Origin of the sequence: Bernardetia sp. Wsw4-3y2 (assembly GCF_037126295.1) — a bacterium.
GTDB lineage: Bacteria > Bacteroidota > Bacteroidia > Cytophagales > Bernardetiaceae > Bernardetia.
The window spans coordinates 3,397,560-3,413,422 of record NZ_CP147017.1; the positions used below are offsets into that span (position 1 = coordinate 3,397,560).

9 protein-coding genes are annotated in these 15,863 nt (G+C 34.7%); 8 read left to right on the plus strand and 1 reads right to left on the minus strand.

Going from position 1 to position 15,863, the window contains the following annotated elements; all coding sequences use genetic code 11:
- Positions 1-82: 82 nt before the first annotated feature.
- The 8 genes from V9L05_RS13780 (at position 83) to V9L05_RS13815 (ending at position 15,020) form a co-directional block, all read left to right on the plus strand.
- On the plus strand, positions 83-1,033 hold the full coding sequence (locus V9L05_RS13780) for an FKBP-type peptidyl-prolyl cis-trans isomerase (RefSeq protein WP_338812478.1): 951 nt from the start codon (positions 83-85) through the stop codon (positions 1,031-1,033).
- Positions 1,034-1,162: 129 nt separating this feature from the next.
- Positions 1,163-2,848 (plus strand): Zn-dependent hydrolase, encoded by a 1,686-nt coding sequence (locus V9L05_RS13785; protein ID WP_338812479.1) that lies wholly within the window; start codon positions 1,163-1,165, stop codon positions 2,846-2,848.
- 93 nt (positions 2,849-2,941) lie between these two features.
- A complete protein-coding gene (locus V9L05_RS13790) occupies positions 2,942-3,748 on the plus strand; it encodes a DUF1963 domain-containing protein (RefSeq protein ID WP_338812480.1) in 807 nt (268 codons plus the stop codon).
- Positions 3,749-3,889: 141 nt separating this feature from the next.
- Positions 3,890-4,978, plus strand: a complete 1,089-nt coding sequence (locus V9L05_RS13795; protein WP_338812481.1) for an IS4 family transposase — start codon at positions 3,890-3,892, stop codon at positions 4,976-4,978.
- Between the two features lie 88 nt (positions 4,979-5,066).
- Positions 5,067-5,891: an IS5 family transposase gene (locus V9L05_RS13800; RefSeq protein ID WP_338812482.1), complete on the plus strand. Its 825-nt coding sequence runs from the start codon at positions 5,067-5,069 to the stop codon at positions 5,889-5,891.
- A gap of 118 nt (positions 5,892-6,009) precedes the next feature.
- Positions 6,010-7,224: a pyridoxal phosphate-dependent aminotransferase gene (locus V9L05_RS13805; protein ID WP_338812483.1), complete on the plus strand. Its 1,215-nt coding sequence runs from the start codon at positions 6,010-6,012 to the stop codon at positions 7,222-7,224.
- 294 nt (positions 7,225-7,518) lie between these two features.
- The gene (locus tag V9L05_RS13810) at positions 7,519-14,712 is read left to right on the plus strand and encodes a choice-of-anchor D domain-containing protein (protein WP_338812484.1); all 7,194 of its coding nucleotides are present in this window, start codon (positions 7,519-7,521) and stop codon (positions 14,710-14,712) included.
- 89 nt (positions 14,713-14,801) lie between these two features.
- Positions 14,802-15,020, plus strand: a complete 219-nt coding sequence (locus V9L05_RS13815) for a hypothetical protein (RefSeq protein ID WP_338790439.1) — start codon at positions 14,802-14,804, stop codon at positions 15,018-15,020.
- A 75-nt stretch (positions 15,021-15,095) separates the two neighbouring features.
- Here V9L05_RS13815 and V9L05_RS13820 read toward each other — a convergent pair whose 3' ends face one another.
- On the minus strand, positions 15,096-15,701 hold the full coding sequence (locus V9L05_RS13820) for a hypothetical protein (protein WP_338792664.1): 606 nt from the start codon (positions 15,699-15,701) through the stop codon (positions 15,096-15,098).
- Between the last annotated feature and the right edge of the window lie 162 nt (positions 15,702-15,863).

The window sequence follows — 15,863 nt, forward strand, 5'->3', positions numbered from 1 at the left end:
TGCTTTCTATTTTATTAAACTTCAACTGGTCTAAAAAAATAAAAATACGAATTTAATTTCTTAAATTATAAAACTCTCTTACATGAATAAATTCACTTTTCAACCGTTTATATTTATTATTTCAATCTTTTTCTTATCTGTATTTAACTCTTGTACAGGCAGTGAGGAAAATAAAAACTGCCCAGAAGGTGCAATTTGTAACGATAATCTACAAACTACAGAAACAGGTCTAAAATATATTCATCATATTCACTATCCTGAAAATAGAAAACCTGAATATAATGAAATTATGACAATGCACTACCTATTACTAGCAGACAATGGAGATACAATTACGGATACCTACAAACTCAATGAGCCTGTCGGACAACCTTTATTAAAACCTGCTTACCGAGGAGCAATAGAAGAAGGATTTAGAATGCTTAATGTAGGAGATAGTGCTACTTTTTATGTTGTTTTAGATTCTATCAAAGACACCAAATTACCAATTGGAGCAAAAACAAGAGAGCAAATGAAGGAAATTCGTTATGTAGTCAAACTATACAACACACAGAGTAAGGCTGCTTTCGATATAGATGAAGAGGTGAGACTTAAAAAGCGTACGCAAGAGCAAATAGCAATTCAAGATAAAAAAATTGTAGAATATATGAAAAAAGAATTGGTCTTTGAAGGCTCAAAAAAACATCCCTTAGGACTTTATTATAGATTCAAAGAAAAAGGAACAGGAATGCCAGCACAACTAGGAGACAGTGTTTCTTTTACATATCAAACTTGGACTATCCCTTTTCAACAAGTATTAGATCAATCTAAAAAAGGCGAAACAGTAGGTTTTGTAGTAGGAGCTAGACAAGTGCTGCCTGCTTGGCAAATAGCCTTCACACAGATTGCTAATGAAGGCTCTAAACTCAGTCTTTTTTCTCCCTCTCGTTTTGCTTTTGGAAATAAAGACCATCAAGGAATACCTCCTTTTACAATGCTGCGATTCGAAATTGAAGTAGTAGATATTGTTAGAAAAAATGAAATGAAAAAATAGTAGTAAATTATGAATTGATTTTTTTAATAAAACTCATATTTCAAAATTGATTCTTTGTGTTCTCTGTGACTCTGTATTTAAAAATTGTATTGATTATTTAACTTAACTCTCACAAACCTCAAAAAAAACATGACTATTCAAAAAACTTCAAAATTAGCTGTTCTGTCAATGGCTATCTGTCTAGGCTTTTGGAACTGTACACCAGAAAAAAAAGCAACAGATGATACAACTACTGATACTACAAGTGTAGTAGTAGAAGAGTCTAAAAATGAGCTTGTTCGTCCAGAAATTTATGCTCCTTTCAAACTAACAACCGATATTAGCATTCTTTCAGAAAGTGAGAAAAAAATGATTCCACTTCTTATTGAAGCTGCTAAAATAATGGATGGTTTGTTTTGGAAACAGGCATACATGGGCGATAAAGATAGCTTAATGGCTACTATCGATAATGCTGATGCCAAAAAATTTGTTCAGATAAATTACGGTCTTTGGGATAGATTGGCTGAAAATCAACCTTTTATGGAAGGTGTAGGAGAAAAACCTCTTGGCGCAAACTTCTACCCAACCAACATGACAAAAGAAGAATATGAATCATTTGATAACAAAGAAAAATCAAGTCTTTATACGCTTCTTCGTAGAGATGCTGATGGAAATTTAATTACAGTTCCTTATAATGAAGAGTACAAAGCAGAATTAGAAAAAGCTGCTGATTATTTGCGTCAAGCTGCTGAAGTTGCAGAAGATAAAAGTCTGAAAAATTACCTTACTCTTCGTGCTGATGCGCTTGTTACAGACAAGTATATGGCGAGTGATATGGCGTGGATGGATATGAAAACCAATGGAATTGATATTATTATTGGTGCAATTGAAACGTACGAAGACCATTTATATGGACAAAAAGCTGCTTATTCGTCTTATGTTTTGGTAAAAGATAAATCTTGGAGTGAGCGTTTGGAAAAATATGCAGCACTCTTACCACAACTTCAAAAAGATTTGCCTGTTGATGCCAAATACAAAGCCGAAAAACCTGGGTCAGATTCTCAACTCAATGCTTATGATGTGGTTTATTATGGGGGAGATTGTAACGCAGGTAGCAAAACCATTGCTGTAAATCTTCCAAATGATGAAGAAGTTCAACTCAAAAAAGGTACTCGTCGTTCGCAGCTAAAGAATGCTATGAAAGCGAAATTTGACCAAATTTTGATGCCAATTTCTGAAATGCTCATTACGCCAGAACAAAGAAAACACATTACTTTTGATGCTTTCTTTGAAAACACCATGTTTCATGAAGTAGCTCATGGTTTAGGAATCAAAAATACAATCAATAAAAAAGGAACAGTTAGAGAATCGTTAAAAGATATGGCTTCTGCACTTGAAGAAGGAAAAGCTGATATTTTAGGATTGTATATGGTAACCAAATTGCGTGAAATGGGCGAACTTTCAGAAGGTCAAATAATGGATAATTATACTACATTTTTGGCTGGTATTTTCCGTTCAGTTCGTTTTGGAGCTGCTTCGGCACACGGAAAAGCAAATATGATTCGTTTTAATTTCTTCAATGAAAAAGGAGCTTTTGAAAAATTACCAGACGGAACATACAAAGTAAATCCTGATAAAATGGCGATGGCTGTAAATGAACTTTCTGCCAAAATCTTAACACTTCAAGGTGATGGCGATTACGAAGGTGTAACAAAATTAGCTGACGAAATGGGAATCATAAAAGCAGATTTGCAAGCAGATTTGGATAGACTTTCGGCTGCAAATATTCCTGTTGATATTATCTTTGAGCAGGGAGCTGATGTTTTAGGATTGTAAAATCTATATACTAGGGACAATGCAGATATTGTCCCTAGTTACTACAAAATTTTATTACTCATATAATCTTGTTGTACAAGACAAAGTTCAATTATGACGACCAAATTACCACTAGAGCTAGAAAGTTATCGCTCTCAATTAGAATCTTCAAAAAGAAATTTTGTCAAGATAACTACTGAAAAAGTAAAAGACACAACTTTTACAGAAAGCAAAATAGGAGGTTATCCATTTTTACCTAAAGGTTTCTCTTATCCAAAAGACAAAGACGATAAATATTTAGAGTTCTTAGCTCAAATCAATTTTGCAGAATTACCAAAGAATGACATTTATCCAGAGAGTGGAATACTACAGTTTTTCATTGGCTTTGAAGACCTTTATGGAGCAGACCTAGATTTTGATACCATTCAAGAAGGATATAGAGTTTTATTTCACGATTCTGTAGGGGGAGAGGTAGAAACAAATTTTGACTTTTTGGATAAAGAAAGAGTAGAAGATTTGACTCCTCTTTTACATAAAAATACTCTCAAAATGTACTTTAAGAATTCTAGTGAATATGTTTCAGCATCAAGTTACGAATTTGAAAAGTATTTTGAAGATTCCTTTTATGGATTTTTTGAGCGTTTTGAAGATAAAGAAGATGAAATAGCTGATTTTTATTACGAAAATATTGACAATGCAGGACACAAACTTGGTGGATATGCTAATTTTACACAAGACGACCCAAGAAGTTTTAGTGAGAATTTTGGTAAGGAATATAACCTTCTCTTTCAGCTAGATTCTGATGCAGATTTTGATGATATTTGTTGGGGGGATGCTGGAATAGGTAATTTTTTTATAAAAAAAGAGGATTTAGTGAATAGAGATTTTTCAAAAGTAATTTTTAATTGGGATTGTAGTTGATTTTAATTTAGAACTACAAAAATCTAACAAAGAACTTGTTTAAGAATGGTCTCAGTCCTCTGACAAAAGATTTTGAAACGAGATAAAAAAAAGCCATAATTGAGTTTCTTACAAAATTTTTCTCACAAATTTTTCTCAATTATGGCAAAAGCAAAGTATGCTTCTAGTGGTAAAGTTACAAAATTAGTTACTGTTTTATCTTCTCATTTAACAGAGTTTCATCTTGCACGAGTTCAATTTATAGGTCTTTTTGTAATAGCTGTTATAAAAGTAGGCTTAGGAGGATTGATTCAAATTGCTACAGCTTTTGAACGGAATGTAGAGTGCAGCTCCTCTTTACGTCGTATTGAACGCTTTTTAAATCACTATAACCTTGATTTTAAGGCAATTACTCTTTTAATTGTTTCTTTACAAGGTATTGATAAGTGGAAGGATATTGTTTTATGTCTTGACCGTTCCAATTGGAAAGTGGGTAAAAAAAATATAAATATTTTGTTACTTTCAGCAGCTTATAAAAATGTTTCAGTGCCTCTTATTTGGTCTGTTTTTCCAAAAAAAGGAAACTCTTCTACTGAAGAACGCATCGAATTAATAGAACGTTTTTTATCTATTTTTCCTAACCTATCTATTTCTTCTATTGTAGCAGATAGAGAGTTTGTAGGTCAAAAATGGTTTACTTATTTATCAGGAAAAAACTTTGATTTTGTAATGCGACTAAAGTCTAATTTTAAAGCGACTAGAAAAGGTAAAACAAAGTCAATTGCAGCCTGGTGTAGAGGACTGGCTATTTCAGAAACGTATCATTTAGAGGGTGTTTTTATAGTCAATGGTGTAGAAGTATATTTATCTGTAAGTAGAACACAAAAAGGATATATTTATCTAGCTTCACCTGTTTTTTTAGAAAACGCTTTTGAAATTTATAAACAACGTTGGGAAATAGAAACGCTGTTTAAAGCACTAAAAACACAAGGTTTTAAGCTAGAAAATACAAAATTGACAGAACCAGAGAAAATAGCTAAATTACTTGCTCTTTGTTCTATTGCATTTGTTTGGTGTTACAAAGTAGGGGAGTGGAAACATAAAAAAACGAAAATAAGAGTCTGTTCAAATGGATATAATGAATACTCTTTTTTCCGATATGGATTACTAGAAATCAAAAAAATACTCAATAATCCAATGAGTAAAGAAACTAAATTCAATCAGAAAATTAAAGTTTTGTCAATGGAGTGAGAAGAATGGTGATTTATTCTTTTAAAAAGAGGTCAAAATAGTTATACTTGTAAATCATCACATTTTCAATCTAACTATTTTTCCCTCTATGTACGTAAACTTATCAAAAAAATTTATAACCGAAAATATTTTACCTTATTTACATCAATTTACAAAAGGTCGTCGTATAAAAGTAGCTCTTTGGCGTATTATCCAAGCCATTGTGTATCGCTTAAAATCAGGGAGTCAATGGCGAGAACTTCCTATGAAACAATTTTTCGGAAACTTATCAATTCGCTGGAATACAGTATATTACCATTATAATAAATGGTCAAAATTAGGAAGTTGGAAGAAATTATGGATCAAGTATTTAGAAGATTATCGTGGAGAATTAGATTTTTCTATTTGTCAGCTAGACGGCAGCCACACTTCAGCTAAACGAGGAGGAGAAGGTATTGGATATTCCAAAAGAAAAGCAGGAAAAACAACCAATGCACTTTTTCTAACGGATAAAAATGGTATTCCAGTAGCGATGTCTGTTCCAAGAGCAGGCAATCATCACGATGCTTTTGAACTTGAAAAAAATATGCAATCTATGATAGATGATTTGAATGCTTCTCAAATTAGAGAAGGAGGAATTTTTCTCAATGCTGATGCAGCCTTTGATACACAAGCCTTTCGTTCTTTTTGTAATCATTTAGATATTGTAGATAATATAGATTTTAATAAAAGAAATAAAAAAGACCTTGATAATCAACCATTTAAAGATGAAGAAATGTATGAATTGAGATTCGTTATTGAAAGAACTAATGTGTGGTTAGATGCTTTCAAAGCCTTAATTATGAGGTACGAAACTAAAATTCATACGTGGCAAAGTTTACACTATTTAGCCTTTACTTTAATATTTGCCAGAACTAGAAAAAAACATTCTTAAACAACTTCAAACAAAAATTGCTACCTACCAAACAATTTTTTAGCTTTGTTGTATTAAAATTTTCTATCAAAATTTGCCGTTGTTGGTGTCCTCACCAACGACACTAACCCCACTTTTTATGTCCACTATTGCACAGAATATCGATATTTTAGCTCGTCGAATTTCCGAAATGGAAGAATCTCAAACCCTTGCTATGGCTCGTAAAAGCCGTGAACTCAAAGAACAAGGAGTTGATGTTATCAATATGAATTTGGGAGAGCCTGATTTCAAAACGCCTCTTTTCATTCAAGAAGCTGCCAAAAAAGCGATTGATGACGGACATTTTTACTACACCCCTGTTTCGGGTATTGCACCACTTCGCCAAGCAATTGCTGAAAAGTTAAAAAGAGAAAATCAGTTAGCGTATTCTGCTGACCAAATTGTAGTTTCGACAGGTGCAAAACAATCGATTGCAAATGTAATGCTTTCTATCATTGATAAAGATGATGAGGTAATTATTATTACTCCATACTGGGTTTCTTATGTTGGGATTGTACAATTAGCACAAGGAACACCTGTTTTTGTAGAAGGAAAATTAGAAAATGACTATAAAGCAACGGCACAAGATGTAAAAGCTGCTATTACTTCAAAAACAAAAGCAGTTATTTTTTCTTCGCCTTGTAATCCTACTGGAAGCGTTTTTTCTGAAAAAGAATTGAGAGAAATTGCAGAAGTAATCGCTCCACATCCACAAATTACAGTAATTGCAGACGAAATTTATGAATATATTAATTTTGGCGAACCTCATTTTAGTATCGGAAGAGTAGAGTCTTTGAAAGATAGAGTAGTTACTATAAATGGACTTTCAAAAGGTTTTGCTATGACAGGTTGGCGTTTGGGTTATGCTGCGTGTCCTGCTGTAATTGCAAAAGCATGTGATAAAATTCAAGGACAAGTTACTTCGGGTGCAAATTCAATCACTCAATATGCTGCTGTTGCTGCATTGAATGGAAGCCGAAAAGAAGTAGGAGAAATGAAAACTGCTTATGAAAAAAGAGGAAAACTAATCAAGTCTCTTTTAGATGAAGTAGAAGGTTTCAAATGCAATATACCACAAGGAGCATTTTATGTTTTTCCTGATATAAGCGATTTTTATGGTAAAAAATATGAAGGCAAAACTATCGCTAATTCAGAAGATTTTTCTATGTTTTTATTAGAAACAGCTCATGTAGCTGTTGTGATGGGAGATGCCTTTGGTGCGCCTTCTTGTATTCGTCTTTCTTTTGCTACTTCGGAAGAACTTATTAAAAAAGCGATTGAAAGAATTTCAACTGCTGTTGAGAAATTGAGTTAATAGAAAGTACCTTTTTTTTAAAATAAAAGCAACCTTAGTAAATAGGGTTGCTTTTGTTTTTTAGAGAGAAAACAACAACGTGTAAACTAAAAATTAAAAAAAAGTCGTTTTTATATTAAATGTTAAAATAATAGCCTGATATTTGCTAATTTTCCAATATAAAATAGCTTTTTTTATAAAAAAAATAGTTAATTTACGTGCTGATAGTATGTCATCTTATTTTAAGTATGGCTTTTTTTAGTAAAACTTCATTTCTACTTATTCCTTTCACTACTACCATATAATATAAAATCAATGAAAAAACTCTCCACTTATTCCAATTATATATTTGGGTTTGTTTTACTGCTTCTAATCAGCACTACTGGTTACTTAGTTTGGGAGAACACTCCTAAAGACAAGGAGCTTATTTCTGAAAACTTAGAAATTAAAGATCCTTCACAACTAAAAGGCAAAGAAAAATATGCCTATTACAAAGCCTTATATGAAAAATATAGAGGCTGGACAAAACAAGAATTAAAAAAGCTCCCTAAACAAGATCAACCTGATAGGGCAATGCTTCAAGACTATCTGCGTACAGCAAACCCAAATACAGGAGATATTCCTGAAAATGCTCGCATAAAAGCAAATGAACTTACAGATTTACGTCTAAATGCTCTTACTCAAAATCAAAGGGCTATTGCTGGAGTAAATTGGGTAGAACGTGGACCTAATGATGTAGGTGGACGTACTCGTGCACTTATGTATGACCCAAATGATGGTACTGGCAGAAAAGTTTGGGCTGGTGGTGTTGGTGGTGGACTTTGGTATACCAATGATATTACAGTAGCTAGTCCAACTTGGGTAGCTGTTGATAACTTTTGGGAAAATATAGCTATTTCTTCTATTGCTTATGACCCAACAAATACACAAAACATGTATGTTTCTACTGGAGAAGGGTTTTTTGGTGGTGGAATGCAACGTGGTGCAGGTATTTGGAAAACTAGTGATGGAGGAACTACTTGGGCAAGACTAGCCAATACTTCACCTACAGTAACTGATGACTTTCAATACGTACAAAAAATTGTAGTAACTTCTGTAGGAACATTGCTTGCAGCATGTCGTACTGATGGATTCAACTCTAATAATGCAAACAGTGGAGGAATTTTCCGTTCTACTGATGAAGGAGCTAACTGGGCAAAAGTAACATTACCTGAGACTTCTACTCGTGCTGCTGATTTGGAAGTAGCTGCCGATGGTACTATTTATGGTACTACTGGAATGTTTGGAGGAGTTGTAGGCTCTATCTACAAATCTACAAGTGCAAGTGATGGAGTTGCTTGGACAGAAGTAACACCTGCTGGCATCTCTGCTAACACACGAAGAATAGAAATAGCATCTGCACCATCAAATAGCGATATTTTATATGCTGTTGCACATGATGCAAGCACTGATAATATTGCATTCTTCAAAAAATCTATTAATGCAGGTACTTCTTGGACAGATGTAACTATTCCTCAATATTTGAATCAACCTGCAGCAGCAGTAAACCCTTGTGGACTTTCAGGTATCGACTTTACTCGTGGACAAGCTTGGTACGATTTGATTTTAAAAGTAAACCCAACTAATTCAGCTCATGTTGTAGTTGGTGGTATTGATGTGCATCGTACTACAGATGGAGGAGCTAATTGGACTTCTATCTCCTATTGGACAGGTGGTTGTAAACCTTATGTTCATGCAGATATTCATGCTTTTGCCTATAAACCAGGTAGTTCTGATGAAATGCTTGTAGGTAGTGATGGAGGGATTTCTTATAGTGCAAACATCGCAGCAGCTACCCCTAATTTTGCTGACAGAAATTCAGGGTATAATGTTACTCAGTTTTATTCTGTTGCTATGAACCCAAATAGTGGTTCTAATTACTTATTAGCAGGAGCACAAGACAACGGAACACGTAAACTTACCTCGGCAGGAGTAGGTGGAAGTACACAACCAACTGGAGGAGATGGTGGATTCTGTTTTATTGACCAAGATAATCCAAATATTCAGATTAGTTCGTATGTATTTAATTCTTTCTATGTATCTACTAATGGAGGTACTAGTTTTTCAAACTTAGGGGCAAATGCAGATAGAGATGGTACTGGAGATTTTATTAATCCAGCAGATTATCATGATGATTTAGATTTACTCTATTCTTCATCCCAAGGAAATCGTGATGTTGCAAGATGGACTGTACCTGGTGGAACTCGTTCTAACTTTAATGTAACAGGTGGTATGACAGGAAATGTTACACACTTAAAGGCTTCTCCTTTTACAGCAGCTTCTACCACACTTTATGTAGGTACAGATGCAGGCGAAGTAGTACGAGTTGCTAATGCCAATACTGCAGGGGCAAATAAAGCAGGAACAGTATTGTCAAATGCTACTATGCAAGCACAAGGTTCAGTTTCTTCTATTGAGTTTGGTACAAATGAGAATCAAATGGTTGTTACTTACTCTAATTATGGTGTTCAAAGTGTTTGGTACACAGACAATGGAGGAACTTCTTGGACAAGCAAAGATACCGCTCATGGTTTACCTGATATGCCAGTACGTTGGGCAATGTTTAATCCTAATAATACGAATGAGGTACTAATTGCAACAGAAACAGGTATTTGGAGTACAGATGATATTACTGCTGGAACTGTTGCTGATTTTTGGGAGGTATCAAGTACAGGACTAGCCAATACACGTTGTGATATGCTCCAAATTCGCAGTTCTGATAATCTAGTTGCAGTAGCAACACATGGTAGAGGAGTATTTACAACAAATGTATTTTCTCCTGCTGCTGCTGATTTTGCTGTAAGTCAAGATATTGTTTACATGAATAAAAATGTAATATTTACGGATGCTTCTGCAGGTGCTACTTCTTGGGACTGGAATTTTGGTACAGGTGCAAGTACAGCTACAGCAGCTACTGTTGGACCTCACACAGTTTCTTATACTACACCAGGTATAAAAACGATTACACTTGCTATCAATGGTGGAGGTGGTGTCTTGACAGCAACCAAAACTATAACTGTTTTACCAGATCGACCTGTACCTTATGCTATTACTGATGGAGGAAACTTTGATGTTAACCCACTAGACTTTGCAGCCGATAATATAGGAGGAGCAACTATGTGGGAACGTGGAAACTCTGCTACAGCAGGAAAGAATGGAACAGCAAGTGGTGCAAATGCATGGGTTACAGGTCTTACAGGAAATTATTTAGATAATTCTCACTCTAACCTCTATGCACCTAATTTTAACTTCTCAGCAGCAGGTACATATAATTTATCTTTTCAAACGAAACATGTTTATGAAACAGGTTATGATGGAATGATTGTAGAATATTCTACTGATAGAGGCACATCTTGGACAAAACTAGGAACTGCGACAACAACAGCAGCTTGGTATAATTCAGTAATTGCAGTTGGTCCCGACCCAACAGTATTTGGTCCTCAAGGAACTCCATTTATGTCAGCTACAAATGCAAACTATTTTACTAAATCGCTTGATGTTTCTAGTTTAGCAGGAACTCTTGATGTTGCTTTTAGAATAGTATTCAAATCGGACATTACTATAAATTTTGCTGGTGGCGCAGTTGATAACTTCCTTATTACTTTCGTTCCTAGTGCAATACCCGAAATCAATGTTCAAGGTAATGGCAATAATATCGTAAGTGGAACAGGAACTACAAGTCTAACCAATGATACTAATTTTGGAGATGTAGCTGAATGTGGAACGAATAGTCTTGCTAAGACATATACTATTCAAAATACAGGAGGAGCAGCACTAACAGTAAGTAATATCACAGTTACAGGTGCAAATGCTGCTGATTTTACTTTAAGTGGTCTTCCTGCTTTCCCTGCGACAGTAGCAGCTACAACAGGAACACAAACTTTTACAGTTACTTTCAATCCTTCTGCAATAGGAAATAGAGTAGCTTTAGTTACAATAACTAATGATGATGCAGATGAAAATCCTTATACATTTGCTATCAATGGAAATGGAACAGCAGATAATGTACCTCCTGTAGTTCCAACTTTAGCAGATGTTACTGCTGAATGTAGTGTAACCCCAACTGCACCAACAACAACAGATAATTGTGCAGGAACAGTTACAGGAACAACAGGAACAGTATTTCCAATTACAACCCAAGGAACAACGGTTGTAACTTGGACATTTAACGATGGTAATGGCAATAGTGTCACAGCTGATCAAAATGTAATTCTTGATGATGTTACAGCACCAGTAGTGCCGACATTAGTAGATGTTACTGCTGAATGTTCGTCTACTCCAACTGCACCCACAACTACAGATAACTGTGTTGGAACAATTACAGGAACAACAGGAACAGTATTTCCAATCACGGCACAAGGAACAACGGTTGTAACTTGGACATTTGATGATGGTAATGGCAATAGTGTCACAGCTGATCAAAATGTAATTCTTGATGATGTTACAGCACCAGTAGTGCCGACATTAGCAGATGTTACTGCTGAATGTTCGTCTACTCCAACTCCACCCACAACTACAGATAACTGTGTAGGAACAATTACAGGAACAACAGGAACAGTATTTCCAATCACGGCACAAGGAACAACGGTTGTAACTTGGACATTTGATGATGGTAATGGCAATAGTGTCACAGCTGATCAAAATGTAATTCTTGATGATGTTACAGCACCAGTAGTGCCGACATTAGCAGATGTTACTGCTGAATGTTCGTCTACTCCAACTCCACCCACAACTACAGATAACTGTGTAGGAACAATTACAGGAACAACAGGAACAGTATTTCCAATTACAGCCCAAGGAACAACAGTTGTAACTTGGACATTTGATGATGGTAATGGCAATAGTGTCACAGCTGATCAAAATGTAATTCTTGATGATGTTACAGCACCAGTAGTGCCGACATTAGCAGATGTTACTGCTGAATGTTCGGCTACTCCAACTGCACCCACAACAACAGATAACTGTGTTGGAACAATTACAGGAACAACAGGAACAGTATTTCCAATTACAGCCCAAGGAACAACAGTTGTAACTTGGACATTTGATGATGGGAATGGAAATACATCGACAGCAGACCAAAATGTAATTCTTGATGATGTTACAAATCCAACGGTTACAGCACCAATAAATGTGACTGTAAACACAGATACAGGACTTTGTACAGCTTCTGGAGTTGCTTTAGGCACACCAACAGGAAGTGATAATTGTGGAACACCTACCTTCACAAATGATGCTCCTGCTACTTTCCCTATTGGAAACACAACCGTAACTTGGACAGCAGATGATGGTAATGGAAATACTCAAACAGCAACACAAACAGTTACTGTAAACAGCACAAGAGAAATCGATGTGCAAGGAAATGCAGTTTCTATTGTAGATGGCGATGTAACCCCCAATGTTTCTGATGATACAGATTTTGGAAACACAGCCACATCAAGAACCATTACTTATACGATTGAAAATACTGGAACAGAGACTTTGACTATTACTTCTATTGTCTCCAGTGGAACAAATACAGCTGATTTTGTAGTAAGTAGTATTCCAGCAACCGTTGGCGCAGGTGGAACAGCTACTTTTGATGTTACTTTTACGCCTTCTGGAACAGGAACAAGAACAGCAACCATTACAATAAATAACAATGATTGTGATGAAGCTGCTTATGATTTTGCAGTACAAGGAAGTAATACTTCTGGAGGTGATGTGCTTTTGGTACGTACAGGTATTTTTTACCCTACTATCCAACAAGCAGTTGATGCAGCGATAGCAAATGATACCATAAAACCGACAGGAAATAGAAATTATCCTGAAAATGTAATCGTAGATAAAAATCTCACTTTTACTTCTGATTTTACAGATTATAAAAATGTAAACATCAATCAGATTCTTGTAGAAAATGGAAATAAACTGACTATCACAGGTGATATGAGTATTGTAGAGGTTTTACATTTAGAATCTACTGGCGAAGTAGAAGTCACAGGTTCAACGACTGATTTTGCCTTGCTTTCTTCTGCAACTCAAACGGCTTTAGTAATCAATGATTCTCCTACAAATACAGTTGTAGGAACTGTCATTATGGAACGCTACTTACCTGCTGTTTCAGATTTAGGAGGCACAGATGGAAGAGGATATCATTTATTTAGTTCTCCTTTTTCAGATGCAACGGTTTCACAGTTTGGCGATGATATGAGTCTAGTTCTGACGACAGCTTACAATACAGCTCCAGAGCCTGCTTTTGTTCGTCCTTTCCCTACTTTTTTCCAGTATGAAGAAAGTAATGCAGGTGCAACATCAAGTGCTTATTTCAATCCATTTATTTCTAATTACAAAGTTCCTACCACAGCTAATTTGACTGTAACTAGAGGTTATCAAGCCAATATTTCCACAGGTGTAACCGTAGATTTGAATGGAACATTGAATAATGGAAGTCAATCTATTGTTGTTACAAATAGTGGAGGAGGATTTAGCCAAGAAGGTTATAATTTGGTTGGAAATCCGTATCCCTCTCCAATTGATTGGGAGTTAGTTTTGCTAGCTTCTACAGGAGTTGAAGATGCTGTTTATATTGATATTCCAGTTAATCAGTATCAAGGTATTTTTGCAGAATATGTCAATGGGGTTTCGAACAATGGAGGTAAAAAAGAAATTGCTTCTATGCAAGGTTTCTTTGTCAGAACTCTAGGTGGAGGAACTGTCAATATGAATAATGGAGTTCGTTTGGGAACAGACACACGTTTTTACAAAACCACAGAAACCCAAAACGTAAAAGAAGGATTGATTAGAGTTGCTCTCAAGAAAGGGACTTCTTTAGATGAAACCACAATTTATTTTGAATCAGGGGCAACTCCTAATTTTGATGGCAAATATGATGCAGCCAAACTTCACAAAATGAATAGTGCCCGTCCTACCCTTTATTCATACAATGAAAATACAGAAACAGCAGAAACGGAATATTTTGCTATCAATGGATTAGGACGTTTTGATTCCGACCAAAGTTTACCTTTAGCCATGAATATTCTGACAGATGGAGAGTATGAAATTACGCTTCGCAGTATGAAATATTTCCATTCAAAACACGAACTTTATTTGTATGATTCCTTGACGGATTCGTTACATAACTTAAAAGCAGAAGGCGATTATAAGTTTTTAGCAACAAAAGGAAATGAAGTAAAACGTTTTGTGCTTTTATTCAAAACAGAAGCAAGTCAAGATTTCTTTGAGAATGAAAAGTTGATGGTGTATCCAAATCCAACTCCAAATCGTTTTTCATATAGCTTGAGAACAAATAAAGAAGGAAATTACACCATTCGTTTATTTGATGCCACAGGCAGAATCATCTTTGAAGCCGAGCAATCTAAAGAAGGAGCATTTTTAGAAGGCACAATTGATTTAGAAAAACAGGCTTCTGGCTTGTATTTACTTCAAGTTTCGGATTCTGAAAAAACAACTACTGTACGTATTGTTAAAGAATAAGCACTATTATTGATACTAATAGCCGTATTAATTGTATTATTACGGCTATTTATCTTACCTAAAACATCATCATTTAAATTGTATTCATTATGTTTAAAAAAATTGTATTACTCCTTATTGGCTTTTTTATTGTAGACTATTTGTTTGCTCAAGGTGGAGGTTTTCCTATTGATCCACCTAATGCATTAGGCGCACCTATAGATGGAGGTCTTTCACTACTTTTGGCAGCAGGCGCAGCTTATGGAGCTAAAAAAGTCTATGATTTTAGAAATAAAGACAATCAAGAGGAAGAAAATGAAATGAAGTAAAAATCCTCTTTTCAAAACTTTTTAAACTCTTATTTTCTGCTTCTGAAAGCAAGAAATAAGGGTTTTTTATTTTCACTATTTTTTTAGAAAGAGTTTTGCTGCCAAACTATCTGTTTCTCTGATTTCATAATTGATAAATTCTATTCCAAATTTTCGCCATTGATAATTAGCTACTAAGAATTTTCCGTTTTTTTCTTTTTCAATAGTTCTGATAATACATTTTTTGTTATTTTTATCTAAAGAATCAATCAAATAAGCAGGCGCAAAATCTACTAAAGGTTTGCTCATACGAGAACCTAGCCATAAGGGACGTATTTTCCCCTCAATAATTTTGAATAAAAAAAGTCGTTTTTTTAGATTTTTATCAAAACGAGTTTCTTTAATTACGCCTACCCAAATATCATCTTGTCCGTCATTATCTGCATCAGCAACTTTGAAGTTGTAAACTGGATAAGGTAATTTCCATTCATCTAAAATAATTTCATTATTTTCTTTCAAAAAAGTTTGAATTACAAAGTTATGTTTGTGTTTTTTGCTTTCTTTTTTAGTATTAAGTTCAACCAAACGAATGCCTATTTTTTGTCCGTCTTTGAGGGTGGTGTAAAAAGTATCTTTTTCTTTATTCTGACAATTTGAAAATAGAAAAATCAAGAATATAAAATAAACAAAACGAAATTCCATGTAGGTTACCTTTAAAGTGAGAAATAAAGTAGTGCAAACTTGAGTTTTTAGCTGAAAAAACAATTCAAATCTAGTCTAAAATCTAATTTTATCTAAACAAGAAACGACTATTTTACGTTTTTATAGTCAAAATCCTATCAGAAGCCTACTCAAACACAATTT